The following is a 19,697-nucleotide window of genomic DNA, read 5'->3' as shown; positions in this document are numbered from 1 at the left end:
AAGTACAGTCCCGGTAAAAGTAGCGGAACCGCCCGCTCACCAAAGGGCAAAAATCGGTCAATAACCCACCCTAAAATGGTCAGTAGGCGTCAGGCCCACCCAGAAACGCGGTTTTCGGGTAGGCCTGACGCCTAAAGCAGCATTGTAGGTAGTATTTCCTCACTCAGCCCCGGTGCGGTGGGCCTCACGTGGCCCCGGCACCGCGCGGCTAGCTGTTTAGCTGCGCACCACGTCGTAGCGGAGCCACACCAGGTTGTCGGGCAATTGCTCTACGTGCTTCAGTTGCAGCTGAGCCGGTGGGCCGGGCTGCTCGCCTTGCTCGAACACCGCCGCCGAACTGCCGGCGCCATCAATGGCAGGGTAATGCAGCAAACTCAGCTCATCTACCAGGCCAGCCTTGAGCAAGGAGCCGTTGATGTGGCCGCCGCCTTCGAGCAGAATGGTTTTGATGGGAAACAAGGCGCCGAGCTTATCAAAAACCAGCTTGAAATCCAGCTCCCGCACCCCGCCAAAAAGGTAGGAAACACCCTGCCGACGCAGGTAGGCCAGGTACTCGTTGCTGACCTGCTCGGTGAGGACGCTGATGATGTGGTCGTCGTCGATGTGGCCCGTTTCCCAGCCCAGCTTGCCTTGCCCATCAATGGCCACGGCGAAGGATGTGGCTGCTTTGTCGGCTATGAAATCGTGGCGGTCGGGTACGGTGGCGCCGGGTTCGAGGTCGGGTTGCAGGTTGTCGGTGAAGTCTTTCTCAAACGTTACGCGGCCGCAGAGCCAGGCCTGAGAATCGAAGTTGGCGGCGGTGGTTTCGTAGGCTTTGAGGTTGGGGTTCTCACCCCAGCGGCTGGTGATGATGCGGCCGTCGAGGGAGGCGGCCATGTGGCAGATGACGTGTGGTTTCATAAGGTAAAGCACGACTATGGTAGGGTGGTCAGAGCAGCTGAACTGCTGGCCTTCGGTACGGGCCGGGGCAAGCAGCCGTTGCCAGGGGCAGCAGGACTGTTTGAAAGTCAGCGGCATCGGTTTGATTTGTGATTGTAGCGGCCCGCCGTTGCCCCGCTTCTGCAAGGCACCCCAGAAGCCACCCCAGTGCCCTTTTCAACCACCACGCCCCAACAACCGTGAAGTGGGTGGCACGCCGCACGCCGGAGGCGGCTATGTTCTTGGCAGCCTCGGGCGTACTACTATTGTTGTCTTAGCGTCTGTTTTTCGTTTTAGTGCACACGCTAGCGGTGGCTACGCTACGCCCCTCAATCCTGTGCTAAAGCGCTCCTGCGTAGCGGCTTATCATTCCTTTTATAGCCAACTTGAAACCACTCTCTGTGCACTACCTTGCGCAGGCCCAGCGGTGAGCTTGCGTTGTTTTATTTCCAGCGTTGCCTTATGCAAAACCTGTTCTTTGAGTTCGTTTTTCTAATTCTGATTATTCTGGCGCTGGTGATGGTAGCCAGCAAGCTACGGCTGGCCTACCCGATTGTGCTGGTACTGGGCGGGCTGGCGCTAAGCTTCACGCAACTGTTCGACAACATCCGGATTGACCCGGAGATTGTGTTTCTGGTGTTTCTGCCGCCGCTGCTCTACGAGGCGGCCTGGCAGGTGTCGTGGAAGGAGTTCTGGAAGTGGCGGCGGGTAATTACCAGCTTTGCGTTTCCGGTGGTCATCATCACCTCGTGCATTATAGCGGTGGTGTCGCACGCCCTGATTCCGGGCTTCACGCTGGCGCTGGGGTTTCTGCTGGGGGGCATTGTGTCGCCGCCCGATGCTATTTCGGCCACCACCATCATGCGGCAGGTGCAGGTGCCGCGCCAGATGGTGAGCATTATTGAGGGCGAAAGCCTGCTGAATGATGCGGCCTCGCTGATTGTGTTTCGGTTTGCACTGGCGGCAGTGCTTACCGGGCAGTTTGCGTTTGGCCAGGCGGCGGGTAGCTTTTTCCTGGTTATTGTGCTGGGCACGGCTATTGGTGTGGGCCTGGGGCTGGTGTTCTACGCCATTCACCGCTGGCTGCCCACCACCCCCAGCATTGATACTGTTCTGACGCTGGTTACGCCTTACTGCCTGTATTACGCGGCCGAGCATTTCCACTACTCCGGGGTGCTGGCGGTGGTGAGCGGCGGCCTGCTGCTCTCCAGCAAGCGCCACTCCATGCTCACCTACCGCAGCCGGATTGAGAGCGTAGATGTGTGGTCGGTGCTGAGCTTTGTGCTGAACGGGCTGGTATTCCTACTCATCGGGTTGGAGCTGCCCACCATCACGCGGGAACTCGACGGCGGCTTAGAACCGGCCATTGGCTACGGGCTGCTCATCTCCCTCACGCTAGTGGTGGCGCGGCTGCTGTGCTCGTTTGGCGCGGTGCTGTTCACCATGTTTGCTAGCCGCTTCATCACCGTCGCCGATGCAAACCCCGGCTGGCGCGGACCGATGGTGCTGGGCTGGGCGGGCATGCGCGGGGTGGTGTCGTTGGCCGCCGCGCTATCCATTCCGCTGCTCACGCCGCAGGGCCAGCCCTTCCCCTACCGCAACCTGATTCTGTTCATCACCTTCATTGTCATTCTGGTAACGCTGGTTTTCCAGGGCCTGACGCTGCCCTGGCTGATTCGGAAAGTGAAGCCCGAAGACCGGCACCGCACGTTCTCGGACGAAAAGCAAGAACTGATTCTGCAGAAAAAGCTGGCCCTACAAGCGTTGCGCTACGTGGAATCGAACACCATGCCCACCACCGAAGCCCCGAACGAGTACCTACAAAACCTACAGTCGCGCCTCCAACTTGATGCCGCGTTTTTCACCCACGAGTTGGAAGAAGCCCCCGGCCCGCCCAACGAAACGCTGCACCACTTTCACCAGAACTACCTGGAGCTGCTCAACCAGCAGCGCAGCCTGTTGCACGAAATGAACCACCGCATGGAGTTCGACGAGGAAATCATTCGCAAGTACCTGACCATTCTGGATTTAGAAGAATACAAACTCCGCGAAAAGCAGCTGCAAAAGGCAGGCCCGGAGTAGCTTATACAGCCGTTTAGCAGCCGTCGCTAGGTTCTTTAAAAAACCGCCAAACACCAGGCCGAGCGTAGTGAAACACCGCTAGCTTTCAGCTGATTATTTATTGGCGAAAAGCATTTGGCTGCCGAAGCTGTTTAGCTACGTGCAGCGGCACGAAGCTGCTGTTTCCCTTTTTAACTTCTATCAAGATGAATATTGGAATCATTGGAGCCGGCAACATCGGCAGTGCCCTCGCCGTGCGGCTCGTCAGCCTCGGTCACTCGGTACTTATTGCCAACTCGCGCGGCCCCGAAACCCTACAAGACGTAGCCCGGAAAACCGGCGCGACGCCCGCTACCGCCCAAGAAGCGGCCCGCCACGGCAACATCATCGTGGTAACTATTCCGCTGAAAAACATTCCCGACCTGCCCAAAGACCTGTTCGAGGGTGTGGCTCCGGAAGTGCCCATCATCGATACCAGCAACTACTACCCCCTGCTGCGCGACGGCCAGATACCCGAATTGGAAACCGGTGACCTGACCGAGAGCGAGTGGGTGCAGCAGCACCTGGGCCGCCCGGTAGTGAAGGTGTTCAACAACATCTACGCCCACCACATCGAGCAGAAAGGAGTGCCCGCCGGTACGCCCGGCCGCATTGCCCTGCCCGTAGCCAGCAACGATGCCGCCGCCAAGCAGCAGGTAATGACCCTGGTAGAAGAGCTAGGTTTCGACGCCGTGGACGCCGGCAACCTGCACGAGTCGTGGCGGCAGCAGCCCGGTACCCCCTCCTACGGCGCCGATTTTCCCGCCGATAAACTGAAACAGAATCTGGCCAGCTTGGGCACCAAGCGCACACCCGAGCAACACGCGCAATTCGCCGCCAACCACGCCGCACAAGAACGCGAAATGATCAAGCAATTCCAGTCGTAGCCATTCGTCTATCAACGACTTACAACGGACCATAAGTAGAAGGCCGTCATTCCTCGGATAGCTTGGAATGACGGCCTTTAGTGGTTGCTGCCCACACAACCTAGTCAGCAGCGCCAGTATTGCATCCCCGCTCAACAACCTACCGCCTGCCCATCCCCGCCATCAGCACTTACTTTCCAACAGGCAGGTATTGAAGCGCAACATCAATTGATTTTCTTACTACATCCTTTGATTCGTGTTATGCAGCGGGTTACCAGCCGGGAGACCTTTGCGTTGCTTCCGATAGGAAGTCACTACAATGCCACACTTGCCAGTCAGCGTGAAGGCGTTGTTATTGCGCAAGCTACGTGCTGGTAATATGCCGCGCCGTGGTTGCCGCTAGGCTGATTTTTCACATTTTATTACAGCGAAAGTGAGCCTGTATGACGTATAACTTGTTGCACGTGTGCGCCTACGCGTTGCCCGTATAATAGTAGCGCAACAATTGCTTTGAACGCCCGTTAACGCAGGCTTTCCAGCCAATTACACAGCAACTGGCATAGCCGGGCGCATGCCTACACCAGCAGGTTTTACACCGTGGGCTCGGGCAGCCAGAAGATGTTTTTCTGGCGGTTAAACTGCCCGGCTTAGTTTGAAAAGAGTATCCAAGAAACTGTAAATTTTCACTTATGGCCACGAACCACGAGCCGGACGTACCGGCCAACCACAACGAGAACCGGCGTACGTTTCTCAAACAGTCGTCCTTGCTTACGGCGCTGGCGTTGGTCCCTGGCCCAGTCGTATCGGCGGCCGAGGCCAAGCTAGACGAGCGGGTGGCCGAGGCCATCGAGCAAATACCGCTGAGCTTGAAAGTCAACGGCAAGAAGCTGAAGCTGAAAGTGGAGCCCCGCACCACCCTGCTCGATTTGCTGCGCGAAAACCTGAACCTCACCGGCACTAAAAAAGGCTGCGACTACGGGCAGTGTGGCGCTTGCACCGTGCACGTAGACGGCCAGCGCGTGAATAGCTGCCTAAGCTTTGCCGTGATGCACGAGGGCCAGGAAATCACCACCATCGAGGGCCTGGCCGACGGCGACAAGCTGCACCCCATGCAGGAGGCTTTCGTGAAGCACGACGGTTTCCAGTGCGGCTACTGCACCCCCGGCCAGATTATGAGCGCCGTGGCGTGTGTGCGCGAAGGCCACGCTGGCTCGGAAGGCGAAATCCGGGAGTACATGAGTGGCAACATTTGCCGCTGCGGGGCCTACACCAACATTGTAGCCGCTATTCAGGACGTGAAATCGGGAGGACAGAAGGTATGAACCAGTTCCAGTATGTGCGCGCTACCAAGCCGCAGGCCGCCATTGAGGCGGTAGCCAAGGATGCCAATGCCCGCTTCATTGCCGGCGGCACTAACCTTGTGGACCTCATGAAGCGCGGCGTGATGACCCCGCAAAAGCTAGTGGACATCAACCGCCTGGATTTCCGCAAGATTGAGCGCCAGAACAACGGGCTGCGCATCGGGGCTTTGGCCTTGAACTCCACCGTAGCCGACGACAAGCAGGTACGGGAGCGGCAGCCGCTGCTGGCCTTGGCCCTCAACGCCGGCGCTTCACCGCAGCTGCGCAACATGGCCACGGTGGGCGGCAATATGCTTCAGCGCACCCGTTGCGCCTACTTCTACGACGTGACCATGCCCTGCAACAAGCGCCAACCCGGTACCGGCTGCGGGGCGCTGGAAGGCATCAACCGCATGCACGCCATCTTCGGGTTCAGTGACAAGTGCATTGCCGTGCACCCCTCCGACATGAGCGTGGCCCTGGTGGCCCTCGATGCCACCGTGCAGGTAAGCGGCCCGAAAGGCAACCGCAGCATCCCCTTTGCCGACTTCCACCGCCTGCCCGGCGACACGCCCGAAAAGGACACCAACCTGGAACCCGGCGAGCTGATAACGGCCGTAGACGTGCCCGATGGGCCTTTTACCAAGCACGTACACTACCAGAAAGTGCGCGAGCGGGCCAGCTATGCCTTCGCTCTGCTTTCCGTAGCGGCTGCCCTGGATATTGAGAATGGCACCATAAAAGCCGCCCGGCTGGCTATGGGCGGCGTGGCGCATAAGCCTTGGCGCCTTACAGCCGCCGAGCAGGTGCTGGTAGGTAAGCCCGCCACCGAAGAAACTTTCCGGCAGGCCGCTACCGTGGCCATGCAGGGCGCCAAGTCTTTCAAACACAACGAATACAAGCTGCGCTTGGGGCCTAATGCCATTGTGCAGGCCCTTAAAACGGCCGCGGCGGCGTAGCAACTATACAAAAGCGTAACAATGCCCGTTTGGCTCCCCCTCTCCACCGGAGAGGGGGCCGGGGGGTGAGGCGCCCACCAGAACGAAGCAGAAACTAATGAACGCACCAGAAAAGAAAATCGGAGCGCCCATGAACCGGGTGGACGGCCGCCAGAAAGTAACCGGCGCGGCCAAATACGCAGCCGAGTACGAGCTACCCAACCTAGCCTACGGCGTGCTGGTGGGCAGCACCATCACCAAAGGCCGTCTCACGAGCATCGACACGAAAACCGCCGAGCGGGCTCCGGGCGTGCTGGCCGTCATTACCCACCTCAACGCGCCCAAAGCCCCCGGCACCAAGCCCACGGGCAAAGACCCCTCGCAGCCGCAAACGGTGGGCAACGCCTTGCAGGTGTTCATGGACGATAAAATTCGCTTCAACGACCAGCCTATTGCCGTAGTGGTAGCCAATACGCTGGAACGGGCCCGCTTCGCGGCACGGCTGGTAAAGGCGCAGTACGCCAAGGAAAAGCACCAAACCAACCTGGAGGCCAACAAAGCCAACGCCTTCCTGCCCACTCAGGCCAAGAAAAACCCGAAGTCGCCAGCGGCCGATTACCAGCGCGGCCAGGTAGACGCTTACAAAACCGGCGCCTTGAAGCTGGAATCCGAGTACGTGATACCTACGGAGGTGCATCACCCCATGGAGCTGCAAGCCATTACGGCCCACTGGGAAGCCCCCGACCGGCTCACGCTCTACGACAAAACCCAGGGCACCATGGCCACCCGCCGCGACTTTGCCCGGCAGTGGGGCTTGCCCGAGGAAAACGTGAAGGTGATTGCCACCTACGTGGGCGGCGCCTTTGGCAATGCCCTGCACAGTTGGCCTCACGAGTCCGCGGCCATTATTGCTGCTAAAGTGGTGAACCGGCCCGTCAGGCTGATGCTCACCCGCGAGCAGATGTTCACGATGGTAGGCTACCGGCCGCACACTTGGCAGAAAATTGGGATGAGCGCCACGCCCGACGGCAAAATCACGGCCATCACCCATGAGAGCATCGGCCAGACTTCCACCTATGAGGAGTTTGTTGAAGCAACGCTGGGCCAGACCAAGATGATGTACCAGTCGCCGAACCTGACCACGCGCTACCGGCTGGCGGCCTTGGATGTAGGCTCGCCCATCTGGATGCGCGGCCCCGGCGAGGCTACCGGTGCGTTTGCTTTGGAATCGGCCATGGATGAAATGGCCTTCCTGCTGAACATAGACCCGATGGAGTTCCGCTTGCGCAACTACACCGACCAGGACCCCGAGAAAAACCGGCCCTGGAGCAGCAAATTTCTGAAGGAATGCTACCAAGCCGGCGCCCAACGTGTTGGCTGGAACAAGCGCCAGCTCAAGCCCGGCGCCCTGCGCGACGGTGAGTGGTTCATTGGCTACGGCATGGGCGTGGGCACGTTCGGGGCGCACCGCGGCTCCTCTAAAGCCAGCGCCCAACTCCTGCCCAATGGCACGGTGTTGCTGCAAAGCGCCGTCACGGACATTGGCCCCGGCACCGGCACGGCCATGACCCAGATTGCCGCCGACACCCTGGGCCTGGCCCCCGAAAAAATCCGCTTCGAGTGGGGTAATTCCGATTTCGCGCAGGCGCCTACGCAGGGCGGTTCGGCCATTGTCAACACCGTAGGCCCAGCTGTGCAAGAGGCTTGTATGGCCCTGAAAGACAAGCTGCGCGAGTTGGCGGCTACCAGTAACAGCGCCTTCACTTCGGCCAAGAAGGAGGACGTAGCATTTGCCGATAACTACCTCACCCTAAGCGGCAACTCCACCGCCCGCGCCACTTACGCCGACTTGGTACGGCAAGCGGGCGGCACGGCCGTAACCGTGGAGTCCAAGCCCAGCGGCGAGGGGCAGAAGTACTCGATGTACTCGTTTTCGGTGCATTTTGCCGAAGTGCGGGTGCATGAGCTAACCGGCGAGGTGCGGGTAAGCAAGCTGGTAAGCTGCGCCGATGCCGGCACCATCATCAACGAGAAAACCGCCGGCAACCAGATGAAAGGCGGCGCCGTGGGCGGCATCGGGATGGCCCTGATGGAGCACGCCATCATCGACGACCGGTTCGGCCGCTACGTCACCAAGGACCTGGCCGACTACCATGTGCCCGTGCAGGCCGACTCCCCCGCCATAGAGGTATTTTTCGTCAACCAGCCCGACCCCTACGTCAACAAGCTAGGCACCAAGGGCATCGGCGAAATTGCCACCATCGGCGTCGCCCCGGCCATTGCCAACGCCGTGTTCAACGCCACCGGCAAGCGCGTGCGCGAGCTGCCCATCACCCCCGATAAGCTGGTGTAGCTCCTGCTACTAACCTGGTTATAAACGAACAACGCCTCCTGTAACCCGCAGGAGGCGTTTTCATTAGCTGTAGCGCGAAGCTGGGCTTCGCGTATCGTTGAACGATAATCGTTGTGATAGTCCGGAAGTCAGCATCGATACGCGAAGCCCAGCTTCGCGCTACAGCCTTTATTACCCTAGCTGAAACTGCACGTACTTGATGGGGACGCCCAGCGCGCGGTATTTGCTTTCAAAGTTGGTTTCGATGTCTTCAGCGTGCGGCAGCAGCTCGGGCGTGGCGTACAGGTCCTTGGTGAAGGCCAGAATTGTGACGCCGGGGCGCTGTTGCAGGGTTTCCAGGGTGTAGTCGAACAGGCCTTCGTTGTCGGTTTTCAGGTGCACCAGCCCGCCGGGTTGCAAAAGCTGCTGGTACAAATCGAGGTAGCGCGGGGCCGTGAGGCGGCGCTTGATGTCCCGGTCGCGCGGCCGGGGGTCGGGAAACGTTATCCAGATTTCACTTAACTCACCGGGCGCAAAGTGCTTCGGCAAATCCAGCGCCCGGGTCCGGATGAAGCCCACGTTGCGCAAGCCCAGCGCCTCGGCCCGGGTGCTCCCCCGCCAGATTCGGTCCCCTTTGATGTCGAGCCCCAGGAAATTGCGCTCCGGATACCGGGCCGCCAGCCCTACCGTGTACTCCCCTTTGCCACAGCCCACTTCCAGGGTTATGCCGTGGTTGTTGGCAAAAAAGTCTGGCCGCCAGCGGCCGCCCAGTTGCTCGTAGGTGGCTTTGCCGGGCTCTACAATATCGGCTCGCTCTGCGTTTTCCGCGAAACGCTTTAGCTTGATTCTGCTCAATGGGTTCGGTTTTCGTTATTGATTTTCGTTGGTGCGGTCAGGCAGTTAACTGAACAATCAGCAGCCCAGAAACTATAGCTCATCCAAGTCTGCCACCACAAAGGTACTGCCCCCAATGAACACCACATCCTCAGGCGTAGCAGCGGCGCGGGCAGCGGCAACAGCTTCCGGCACCGGCCCATAAACCGCACCTTGCAGCCCAACCGCCGCCGCCTGAGCGGCCAGCTCAGTTGCCGGCAACGCCCGCGGAATCGAGGCCTGGCAGAAGTAATACGTGGCGTCAGCCGGCAGCAGCGTCAGCATCTTCGACACATCCTTGTCGTTGACGACGCCCAGCACGAAATGTAGCTGCCGCCGCGGCAGCCGGGCCAATTGGGTTGTCACAAAGCGCAAACCAGCCTCGTTGTGGCCGGTATCGCAGACCATCAGCGGACGACGCCCCAGGATGGTCCAACGGCCCCGGAAGCCGGTAAGGTCCCGCACGTGGCGCAGCCCTTCCCGCACCGCCAACTCCGGTAGAATGAACCCTTGCCGGCGCAATTCGTCCAGCACTGCCAGCACGCCCGGCAGATTCAGCTGTTGGTAGTCGCCCACCAAGCCTAGCTCCAGCTGTCCGAGCAGCAGTTGCCCGTCATGCAGCACCGTGAGCACCTGCGTGTCCTGGTCGGGGGCCGGCGGGGTTTCCTGCACGGTGCGGTAGTGTTGATCGGCGAACAGCAACGGGGCTTGTTCGGCGGCCGCTTTCTGCTGGAACACGGCCGCTACCTCGGGCTGGGTTTGGCTGATGATGGCGGGCACGCCGGGCTTGATGATGCCGGCTTTTTCGGCGGCAATCAGCGGCAGCGTATCCCCCAGCAGGTTTTGGTGGTCGAAGCTGATGTTGGTAATCAGGGAAACCAGCGGCGTGATGATGTTGGTAGAATCCAGCCGCCCGCCCAAGCCCACTTCCACCACGGCCACGTCCACCTGCTCCTCAGCGAAGTAGGAAAACGCCAGCGCCACGCACATCTCGAAAAACGAGGGCTGCAACTCGGCAAACAGCGGCTGCCAGCGCGCCACCCATTCCACCAGGTAGTCGGGCGCCAAATCCTGCCCGTTCACTTTGATGCGCTCCGTAAACTCGCGCAGATGCGGCGAAGTGTACAGCCCCACTTTGTAGCCGGCGGCCTGGAGCACGGCTGCCAGCAGATTGGAGCTGCTGCCTTTGCCGTTGGTGCCCGCCACGTGCACGCACCGTAGTTGCCGCTCGGGGTTGCCCATGGCGGCAGCCAGCTTCTCGGTAGTGCCCAGGCCGGGCTTGTAGCCAGCCGCGCCCACCCGCTGAAACATGGGCAGCTGGTTGTAAAGAAAGTCGAGCGTTTGCTGGTAATTCATGCGCAAAAGAAAGCCGCCGGCCGGAGAAATCCGACCGGCGGCCCGAAATAGCGAGACTTAGCGAACCGTGAAGCGGAACGTGTAGAACCCCGAAGCGCCCCCGTTGGCTGAGTTGGTACGGCGGAACTCGGCGTTTTGCAGGGCGTCGCGGCATACCTTCTCCTGCGCCGCCGACACGTTGCCGGATACTTTGGTAACGGCTTCCACCTCGCCGTCGGCACTCACTTTGATGCGGAAACGCACGAAACCGGACGTATTATCGATGGCCGGAGCACTAGGACGGTTCACGAAGGCCCATCCGCTCATGCCTTCCAAGCCGCCCGAGCCGGGGCTGCTGCCACTGCCGCCGCTACCGGGCTGGCCGTACAGCGCTTTGGCATCCAGGGAGCCGTTCGGGTCGCCTTGGTCACCCACGGAGCCGGGCCGGTCGCCGTTGTTGTTGCCGGTGGCCGCGTTGCTGGTTCCGTTTACGCCGTTGCCTCCACCGTTGGCGCTGCCTTTCGGCGTATAGAGGGTGCGCGGACGCTCCACGGGTTTAGGCGCTTCGCGCACTTCCTCCTTGGCCGGCGTGGGCTCGGTTCTCTCCACTCTCACCGGCGCCGGCTTAGTTACGGGCGGGGCCGTAACGGGGCTTTCCTCGGCTTCACTGGTGACGACGCGTTCCTGAGCGGCCTGTTGCGGCGCTGGTGGTGAAGCCGGGGCCGTAGGCTGCGGCGGTGTGGGCTGCGGGTCGGGGTTGGAAGCTGGCGGGCGGCTGTCTTCCCGGTTCTGCGAAGCGTTGGCGGTAGCCAGGCTCTGAATGTCGCCGGAGCCGGCTTCATCCACGCCGTAGTTCAACTCTACCCCGTCGCCACCCATTGCATCGAGGGGCGGATCGGGGCCTTTAAATACGGTCAGGAAGAACAGCAGCGCCAGCAAGCCATGCAACGCCACGGTCCCGATAATGGCTTCTTTGCGGTGTTCTTCGCGGTATTCCATGGTTGGTTTTTCGTTGTTGGTTTTTCGTTGTTCGGCGCGGTGCTCAAGCAGTGCCGGTTTCCTTGTGCTCTTACGAACAACGAAAAACGAAAAATCATTTACCGGCAGCTTGTTGCGCCTGGGTGGCCATTACCATTTTGATCTTGAGGCGGTTGCCGATTTCCAGAATATCCACCAGCTTCTGCACGTTCAGGGAGGCATCTACGCGTAGCACGGCCGTGGGGCTTTCGGCGCCTTGCACGCGGCGCTGTAGCTCACTTTCCAGCTGCTGCGCGGTGGTCGGCTGCCGGTCGATAAAGTACTGGCCCGCCCCGTCCACGGAAATGGTAATGGGCTGTTTCATCATCTGCTTGCTGCTCTTGGCACTGGGCAGCATCAGCTTGATAATGTTGGGATTCACCATCGTCGACACAATCAGGAAGAACAGCATCAGAAAGAACATGATGTCGTTCATCGAACTGGTCTCAACGTGCGAGGAAAGCTTACGGCGCCGGCTTAGATTCATTAGAGTAACGGAGTAGCGGAGTAACTGAGTAAATTTTCAGACTGAACTGGTTGGGCTGTGGAGCATTTCACGCAGTTGCTCAGCTTACTCAGTTACTCTCAACGTTAGTTGTCCTGAAGGATGTCCATGAACTCGATGGCCGAGTTTTCCATCCGGAATACAAGGCGCTCAACCATGATACTGAGCCAGTGGTAGCCAATGTGAGCAATGATACCCACAATGAGGCCAGTAGCCGACGTCACCATCTTGGTGTACAGACCACCCGAAATCTGGGCAATACCAAAGTCGCCGGTGGCGGAAATGGCGTAGAAAATCTTGATTACCCCGATGATGGTACCTACGAAACCCAACATGGGCGCAATACCGGCAATGATGCCCAAGATGCTGATGTTTTTTTCGAGGCGGGCAATTTCCACTTTCCCTACGTTCTCCACGCTGGCCTCAATGTCTTTGAGCGGCAACCCAATGCGGCGGATACCTTTCTCAATCATGCGGGCCAGCGGCGTAGCCGTTTGAGCGCACAGCATTTTAGCGCCTTGCAGGTCGCCTTTCACCATCAGGTTGCGGATGCCGGGCATGAACGACTCCGGCACCGAAGCAGCTTTGCGGATGGTGATGTAGCGCTCAATGATGATGTAGAGCGATACAAACGAGAGCAAAAACAGCGGGACCATAATCCAGCCGCCTTTCACAATCAAGTCAATCAGCGACAGGTCGCCGGCTACGGCGTTGGCGGCCGCATCGGCAGCCTGAGCGGTGGAATCGGCCGCGGCAGCTCCGGCGGCGGGGGCGCTGCCGACTTGCATCTGAAGCAGCAGGGAAAACAAAAACGTCATGCTAGGTGTGCAGGTAGTTGTTAGTTATCTGTTGTTAGTTGTTAGCCAGATGCTTAGCAAGCGTCTAACAACTAACAACCACAATCGAACAACTTAATAATTGAGAACCCAAAGAGTGTTGCCCATCCGCTTACGCAGAATGGTGGCCTGCCGGTCGGCCGAAGTCCGATCAGCAAAGTCGGCCACGGAGAGCTTGTACTGCCGGCTACCGGCGGGCGGCGTGATGATGCGCGCGGGGTGTCCGAGCCGTACCAACGCCTGCCGGCCTTTCTCGGCATTCACCATCGTGGTGTAAGAGCCTGCAATAACGTAGTAACGGCCGGTCCGGCTTTTAATTGTCGTGGCAGCGGTGGCGGGGGTTGCATTGCCGGCGGCGGCTTTTTCCCAGCCCGGCGCTTTCGGGGCGGGTTTGGCGGCTGGTTTCGCAACCGGCGCTTTCTTGCCCTGCCCGTCCAGCACGGCTTTCGCTACTGGCGCGGCGGCCTTCGCTACCGGGGCGGGCTTGGTTACTGCCACTACTGGAGCCGCAGCTGCGGGTTTGGGTTCGGGGCGGATGGCCTCGAAATTATCGGTGGTAGCCAGGGCCGCCTGCTGCCGGCTGATGCGCGGGGCAGTTGGTTCCGGCAGGCTGGCGTGCTGCACTGGCTCGGAGCTGGGCAGGCGCAGGGCTTCAGGCAAGTAGCCCTGCTGGTCGGCAAACATATAGTTAGCCGAAAACACCAGCCCTACCAATACGGCCGTTACGGCCCCGCGCAGCACCCGTCCGGCGCGCGTAACCCGGCCAGCGGCCAGTTGCGGTGCGGCCGGCTGCCGTTCCCGCGAAAGCAAGGCGTCGGTGGCGCGCACGGGGCGTGCTACCAGCTCAGGCAGGCCAAAGCTGGCGGTGAGCAGGTTATCGGTGCCCGTATACTCGAACTCCAGGCCCCGACCAGCCGACCGGCGGAAGATGCCCACGCCCGTCAGCTCGGTGCGCTGGCTGGCCTCCAGCTCCTGCTGCATCCGCGTCACGGCTTCCCGAATCATCTGCCGGGCTTGCGCCGGGCTCAGGTTCAACTGCACGCACAGCGCATCTACCAGCAGCCCATCATTGCGGGTCAACGACTGGTTGAAGGCCACGCGCTTGGAAGGCGGGGCCAGGGTGTGCCGCACCGGATGAATCCGAGCCGGCGCGTAATCGGCAATCAGCCCCCCAAAATCAGGAATAATTACGCAGTCGTGGTCCCGAAGCAGGGTGCGGATATGAGCGGATAGCGGCATTGTTTAGTGCTTGGTGATTTAGTGCCTGGTGCTTGGTGCCTAATGCTTAAGTCGTTCAACTAGTGGCTAAAAGAACGGCCTAAGCACTAGGCACCAAGCACCAGGCACTAAAACTTAGAAATCGTACGTGGCGCCCAATAGTACGTTGGCTCCCTTCACCGGATAGTTCAGGAACCGTTCGTACTGGCCGCCAATCAGGTTATTACCCATAGCAAAGATGGACAGTTTTTCCATAATCCGGTAATCGGCCCGCAGGTTGAGGTCGATTACCGAGTCGGTGGGGCGCACATATTCGCGCTTCGCCAGCAAGCTGCTGCCTGCGGCCCGGCGGTACGACGAGCCGTAGCTAGAGCTGTAGGTATAAAGTTCGGCACCGAGCAGCAACTTGTCGTAGACGTTGTGCGTGGCGAAGAGAGCCGACTGGAAAGCGGGCCGATGGAAGGCCTCGTTCAGAGTCTTCACGTTATAGCCGTTATAGTCGAGCTTAACACCGATGCGGGTTTTCTCGGCAGCGTTGTAGATGACCTCGCCGTGGGCGTTGAATAACTGCGTAGACTTCTTATCATACACCAGGTCGAACTTGGTGGAGTCGCGCCGGGAGTTGTTGTAGAAGTACAGATTCCGGTCGTTGCTCAGCGTCACGCGGGCGTTCAGCTCCAGGTTGCGGGCCGGCGTGGAATTGAAGCCGAAGTACAGCGTGGGGCCGCGGCGCGTATCAGCCACGCGCTGGTTGGGAGCCAGCCAGGGGTTTTCAGTGGTGAGGTCGTACATGGTGACGCGCTGAATACCGCCACCCAGGCCCGCAAACACCACAAACTTGTCTTCCGTAACGGTATAGCCCACGCGCACGGCCGGATACACCTTGAACTGCGGAGCCTGCCGAATTGTGTCGCCGGTGTAGCCGATGGCCGCTCCCACCGAAACCGCCAACCGGTTCAGGGTCAGCTCATATGCCGGCGTCACCTGAAAGAAAGGCCGGCTATACTTCAGCGAGTCCTCGAAGGAGATAAACGAGAAGTCTCCGTTGACGCTCACTTTGCTGGTTTCGCTCAGCACATAAGCGGTCCGCACCTCGCCGTAGATGTTGTTTTCCTTGGCGTTGAAATTGTCGTTCCAGTGGCGGAAACCTAAAGCCACATCGTACTGCAACTGCGCATCAGTGGCGCGGTTGCGGGCGTACACCTTGATGCCGGCGCGGCTGAAAGTTTGCTTGAGCGTATCGGCAATGGGCAGGCGCGCTACGTCGCGGTTGTAGCCGTAGAAGTTATACCGCTCCCGGCCCAGCTCCACTTTCGCGCCCAGCGCCGTGGTGCCGCTGTAAGTTTCGCCGTTGAGGTCGAGGGTAGTGCGGCTCTGGCCGGAGTTCTGCTTATCAATAGGCCCGCGGGCCGACGAGAGGTGGTTCAGGTCGATGCCGTACGAAGCGGTAGTGCTACGGGTGTTGTGCAGGTGCGCCCGCCCCAGAAACGTGCCGTAGTTACCAACCCCGGCCTTGAGGTAATTACCCGTTTGCGGCGCCAATTCCTCCTGCCGAATGGTGAGGACTCGCACCGAAGGGTTGAGCAGGTCGGCGGGCAGGCGGAAATCCGGGTAGGTGTAGTTGACGTTGCCGGTGGTTTTGGCCGGCGGGCTGATCTTGATTTTTTCGAAGTTGCGGGCGGCTTCGGGCAGTTGGTTGACCCGCTCTTTTACGATTTCAATTTCAGCCTCTTCAATCTTACCACGGGTACCTGGGCGGGTGGGCTGCGCCTGAGCAACCGCCGGCACAGTAGCCAGCAGGCCAGCTAGCGCCAGCAATTTCGACGGGTGAAGCGTCATAGTTCGGGAGTTGAATGCTATGCAGGTTACCGTTTAAGTAACCCATGACAATTTTCTGTAAATCAGCCTTCTATTTTCACTAAAGAAACCAGCACCGCGTCTATTCCTCCTGCCCAATCGGGCCATCGGTGCGGTTGGTAACGGTATCGGAAGGCTGCTCGGTGGAAGGCACCAGGCTACTCCGGCCGGCGGTTTTGCCTTTGGTAGCAGGGGGCGTTTTGGTGGCGCCAGGCTTGGTGGTTGTGGGCTTCGGCGTGGTGGTTTTGGTGCCGCCAGCCGGGGCTTCGGCGGGCAAGGCCGCCAGCCGCTTCTTCGCGCCGTCGATGATTTCCGCTACCGGAAATTTGTTGTCGATGATGGAGTTGAGCGTGGCCCGCGCCTGGAAAGTTTCGCCCTGCGCGGCGTAGATGTCGGCAATCAGCAGGAAGCCCCGGCCCTGCCACAGCTCGTAGTTGGAGGCGTTGGTTTTGTAGGCCGCGTCCAGCGCTTCGTTGTACTTCTTTTGCTGGAACAGCGCGTCGGCCACCAGGTACAACGCCTCAGCCCCGTTCTCGTCGGCGGCAGCGGTGGTGGCAGCGTTGTTGAGCTCGGTAATGGCTTGGTCGAGGTTGCCGGTTTTCAGGCTGGCCTTACCTAAATAGAGCAACGCGGCGTTGGTGGCGGCGGGTGAGGCGGCCTGGGTTTGCAGCTCGGCGGCCACCCGGCGGGTGCCTTCGTAGTCGGCGCTTTCGTAGTAGCTTTTCATCAGGCCGAGGCCGGCGTTGGCCACCTCGCGCTTGTTCTGCGACACTTCGCGCAGGCGGCTGTAGTACTTGATGGCTTCGGGGTAGTTCTTGTTTTCAAACTCCAGCTCGGCCACCCGGCCCACGGCGCGGTTCACAAACTCGGATTTGCCTTCCTGCGCTACGGCTTTCAGCTTGGGCAGCGCCTCGGCTTTCTTACCGGTTTTCAGCAATGCATCGGCCAGGAAATAGCGGCCATCGGCAGCTAAGGCATTATCAGGATACTGCTTCAAGTAAGACTCCAGGCGCGGAATGGCTTGGGCGTATTTCTCAGCGAGATACAACGATTTGGCGGCTTCAAATTCCACGCTTTCGGTGGCCTTGTTATCGGGATTCTGCTGCTTGAACTGCGCCAGGTATTGGTCGAATTCCTCGGTGCGCCCCAACTCCGACAGGCTTTCCTGCAAGCTGTAGATGGCACTGCTGGCGGCTTTGGTGCGGGGGTAGGCGCTGAGCACCTGCTTGAAATCGGCAACGGCTTTTTCGTGCTGTTCCAGGTTGGCGTAGGCTACCCCGCGCTTCTGCAAGGCCTGCGGCAGCAGCGCCGAGTTGGGCCGGTTGGTGATGAGCTTACTGAACCCGTCCACGGCCTGCTGGAAACTGCCCGCCTCGAAGTCGAGCTGGGCCTGCTGGTACACGGCATCGTCGGCGTAGCGCGAGGTCGGCGAGGTTTTGAGCAGGGTACTCAGGGTGCTGTTAGCTTCGTCGCGGCGGCCCAGCAAGCCCAGCACCACGCTTTTCTGGTAGTAGGCGTAGTCCTTGTCGGCGGCGTTGGCCGTAATTACCTTGTTGTAGAGGTCGAGGGCCTGCTGGTAGTTTTTGGCTACGTAGTAGGTGTCGGCCAGGCGCAAAGTCACGTCGTAGTAGTTGGGGTCGGCGGGCTTGGCTACGGGGTCTTGCAGCCAGGCCTGGAACTGGGGCCGGGCCCGCTCGTACTGCTGGGTGTTGTAGTAGGCGTAGCCGAGGCCGTAGCGGGCCTTCTGCTCGAAGTCCTTTTCGTCGGCATCTACGCCGCCCTGGCGGGCGGTGCGGGCGGCGGCGGTGTAGGCCGTAATGGCCTCGGGGTATTTCTGGCCGACGCTGTAGATTTCGCCTTTCAGCACCTGTGCGGCGGCGCGCAGGGCGTCGTCCTGCGGGTACTTCAGGCTCTTGTCGAGCAGTGGCAGGGCCTCGGTGTAGCGGGCGTTGTTGTAGAGCGTGGCGGCCTGCAAATACGCTACGCGCTGGTAGGTAGCATTGAGCTTGGTGCTTCGGTCGTCGAGGTTGTCGAGGTAGTTGAGGGCCTGCGTGTAGTCCGACGAGTTCAGGAAACTCTCGCTCAGAATGTCGTCGGCGGTAGCCCGGTTCTTGGAGCGCGGAAACTTCTTGTTGAAGTCTTTCAGCGCCGCAATTACCTCGGGCGTGTTGCCCAGCTCGTACTGCACCTGCGCGTACTTAAGGGCGGCGTTTTCCGAGATATTCCGGTCGTAGCCCAGCTTGCGGGCGGCATCGAACGAGTTCAGGGCCAGCTGCTTCTGGTTGGTTTGCAGGTAGCTCAACCCCAGGTGGTAAGCAGCATTCTGCCCCAGCGAGTCGCGGCGCACGGCCACGGTCTTGAAGCTGCCGATGGCGCCTTTGAAGTCGCCCTGCTTGTAGTTGGCGTACCCGATTTTGTACTGCACGGCCGGCTCGATCTTCTTGCGGCCCGCGGCATACTTATCGAAGTAGGTAGCCGCCGATTTGAAATCCTGCTTCTGATAGTACGCATCGCCCACCAACAGCTGAATCTCGTCGGCCGACTGGGGCGGCGGGGTTTGGGCCAGGGCGTTGGTGCCGTAGGTGATGAGGCCGTCGAAGTCGCCTTCCTTGTAGTAAATCTGGCTCATTACGGCCGGCACTACGGGGCGGTAGGCATCATTCTGCTCGGCCACGGCCAAATCCTTGCGGGCCCCGGCGTAGTCGCCGGCGCGGTAGGCCAGGTAGCCGGCGTAGTACGAGCTGGCGTAGCGGTACTCGTGCTGGCCCTGCTTGTTGCGGTCGAATTGCAGCTTGGCTTTGTCGAACTCCTTCTGCGCGAAGTAGCTGTAGCCCAGCTTGAACTCCGCTTCGGCCCGCTGCTCCCCCGACAGGTTATCGGCGCCCACCCGTTGCAGGTAGTCGGTGGCTTTGGCGTAGTCTTTCTTGTCGAAGTAGAACTTGCCCAGCTCGAAAAACGCCACGGCGGCTTTGGGGTGGGCCGGGTTTTGTGAGGCAAAGGCTAAAATCCGGTCTTCGGCATCGGGGTGAAACAGGTACAGGCCCGACACGGCGTAGTAGTACTCGGCATCCACGGTGCGGCCGGGGGCCAGCTCGCCGGTGCGGCGCTGGGTTAGCTCCAGGTAGCGCTGAAAGGCCTGTTGGGCGGCCCCGTACTTGCCGTGGTCGAATAGTTCGAGGCCTTCCTGGAAGGAACGCTCATCGGAGGCGAAAACCTGGGTTTGCTGGGCGTGGGCGGCAAGCGGGGCAGTGGCGCTAAGAGTGGCGGCCAGCGCAATCCGGGGTATAAACTTCATTGCTCGGCGTTACGGGAAGCGGCCGGGAAAGGCCGGAATAGCCAAAAGTAGTTAAAAATGCCGTTGGGTTGCGGCAAAAAGGCCTTTTCAATCTTCGTAACGTGCTAAGAGGCCGGTTTGGTGTAAGCCCGACCGGATTGGTATCTTGCCTTCCTTTATAGCTACGCTGTTTCTATGTGCCGCTTCAGTCTTATCATACCGTTTGCGGCCCTGCTTATCAGCGCCGCCTGCTCGTAGCAAAAGCCGACCTTGCCCTATCCGCAAAAC

14 protein-coding genes are annotated in these 19,697 nt (G+C 60.0%); 5 read left to right on the top strand and 9 right to left on the bottom strand.

The window, feature by feature from the left end:
* Nucleotides 1-216: 216 nt before the first annotated feature.
* Complete coding sequence (locus tag J0X19_RS11135; protein WP_206984437.1) at nucleotides 217-900, bottom strand: RibD family protein; 684 nt, start codon at nucleotides 898-900, stop codon at nucleotides 217-219.
* A 480-nt stretch (nucleotides 901-1,380) separates the two neighbouring features.
* On the opposite strand from J0X19_RS11135, the gene J0X19_RS11130 reads away from it, so the two are divergent.
* From J0X19_RS11130 to J0X19_RS11110, 5 genes are all read left to right on the top strand, one after another.
* Entirely contained in the window at nucleotides 1,381-3,000 is a 1,620-nt protein-coding gene (locus J0X19_RS11130; RefSeq protein ID WP_206984436.1) for a Na+/H+ antiporter, read from the top strand.
* A 185-nt stretch (nucleotides 3,001-3,185) separates the two neighbouring features.
* Entirely contained in the window at nucleotides 3,186-3,905 is a 720-nt protein-coding gene (locus J0X19_RS11125; RefSeq protein ID WP_206984435.1) for an NADPH-dependent F420 reductase, read from the top strand.
* 668 nt (nucleotides 3,906-4,573) lie between these two features.
* Nucleotides 4,574-5,206, top strand: coding sequence for a 2Fe-2S iron-sulfur cluster-binding protein (locus J0X19_RS11120; RefSeq protein ID WP_206984434.1), 633 nt, complete (start codon nucleotides 4,574-4,576; stop codon nucleotides 5,204-5,206).
* Nucleotides 5,203-6,183, top strand: a complete 981-nt coding sequence (locus J0X19_RS11115) for an FAD binding domain-containing protein (RefSeq protein ID WP_206984433.1) — start codon at nucleotides 5,203-5,205, stop codon at nucleotides 6,181-6,183. Before J0X19_RS11120 ends, J0X19_RS11115 begins: the two co-directional genes overlap by 4 nt.
* Nucleotides 6,184-6,280: 97 nt before the next feature.
* Complete coding sequence (locus J0X19_RS11110) at nucleotides 6,281-8,515, top strand: xanthine dehydrogenase family protein molybdopterin-binding subunit (RefSeq protein ID WP_206984432.1); 2,235 nt, start codon at nucleotides 6,281-6,283, stop codon at nucleotides 8,513-8,515.
* Nucleotides 8,516-8,686: 171 nt separating this feature from the next.
* Here J0X19_RS11110 and trmB read toward each other — a convergent pair whose 3' ends face one another.
* The 8 genes from trmB to J0X19_RS11070 all read right to left on the bottom strand — a co-directional run bounded on the left by trmB (nucleotide 8,687) and on the right by J0X19_RS11070 (nucleotide 19,430).
* A complete protein-coding gene (gene trmB, locus J0X19_RS11105; RefSeq protein ID WP_206984431.1) occupies nucleotides 8,687-9,349 on the bottom strand; it encodes a tRNA (guanosine(46)-N7)-methyltransferase TrmB in 663 nt (220 codons plus the stop codon).
* A gap of 72 nt (nucleotides 9,350-9,421) precedes the next feature.
* Nucleotides 9,422-10,723, bottom strand: coding sequence for a bifunctional folylpolyglutamate synthase/dihydrofolate synthase (locus tag J0X19_RS11100; RefSeq protein ID WP_206984430.1), 1,302 nt, complete (start codon nucleotides 10,721-10,723; stop codon nucleotides 9,422-9,424).
* A gap of 57 nt (nucleotides 10,724-10,780) precedes the next feature.
* On the bottom strand, nucleotides 10,781-11,701 hold the full coding sequence (locus J0X19_RS11095; RefSeq protein ID WP_206984429.1) for a hypothetical protein: 921 nt from the start codon (nucleotides 11,699-11,701) through the stop codon (nucleotides 10,781-10,783).
* Nucleotides 11,702-11,795: 94 nt separating this feature from the next.
* Nucleotides 11,796-12,206, bottom strand: a complete 411-nt coding sequence (locus tag J0X19_RS11090; protein WP_026880077.1) for an ExbD/TolR family protein — start codon at nucleotides 12,204-12,206, stop codon at nucleotides 11,796-11,798.
* Between the two features lie 104 nt (nucleotides 12,207-12,310).
* Nucleotides 12,311-13,042: a MotA/TolQ/ExbB proton channel family protein gene (locus J0X19_RS11085; protein WP_206984428.1), complete on the bottom strand. Its 732-nt coding sequence runs from the start codon at nucleotides 13,040-13,042 to the stop codon at nucleotides 12,311-12,313.
* A 93-nt stretch (nucleotides 13,043-13,135) separates the two neighbouring features.
* A complete protein-coding gene (locus J0X19_RS11080; protein WP_206984427.1) occupies nucleotides 13,136-14,299 on the bottom strand; it encodes an HU domain-containing protein in 1,164 nt (387 codons plus the stop codon).
* Nucleotides 14,300-14,413: 114 nt separating this feature from the next.
* Nucleotides 14,414-16,117 carry a hypothetical protein gene (locus J0X19_RS11075; protein WP_206984426.1) on the bottom strand — a complete coding sequence of 568 codons (1,704 nt, stop codon included), beginning with the start codon at nucleotides 16,115-16,117 and terminating at the stop codon, nucleotides 14,414-14,416.
* A 100-nt stretch (nucleotides 16,118-16,217) separates the two neighbouring features.
* The gene (locus J0X19_RS11070; protein ID WP_206984425.1) at nucleotides 16,218-19,430 is read right to left on the bottom strand and encodes a tetratricopeptide repeat protein; all 3,213 of its coding nucleotides are present in this window, start codon (nucleotides 19,428-19,430) and stop codon (nucleotides 16,218-16,220) included.
* Nucleotides 19,431-19,697 lie beyond the last annotated feature (267 nt).

It is taken from the genome of Hymenobacter telluris (assembly GCF_017313265.1).
GTDB lineage: Bacteria > Bacteroidota > Bacteroidia > Cytophagales > Hymenobacteraceae > Hymenobacter > Hymenobacter telluris.
This window is presented reverse-complemented; position numbering and strand designations above follow the sequence as displayed.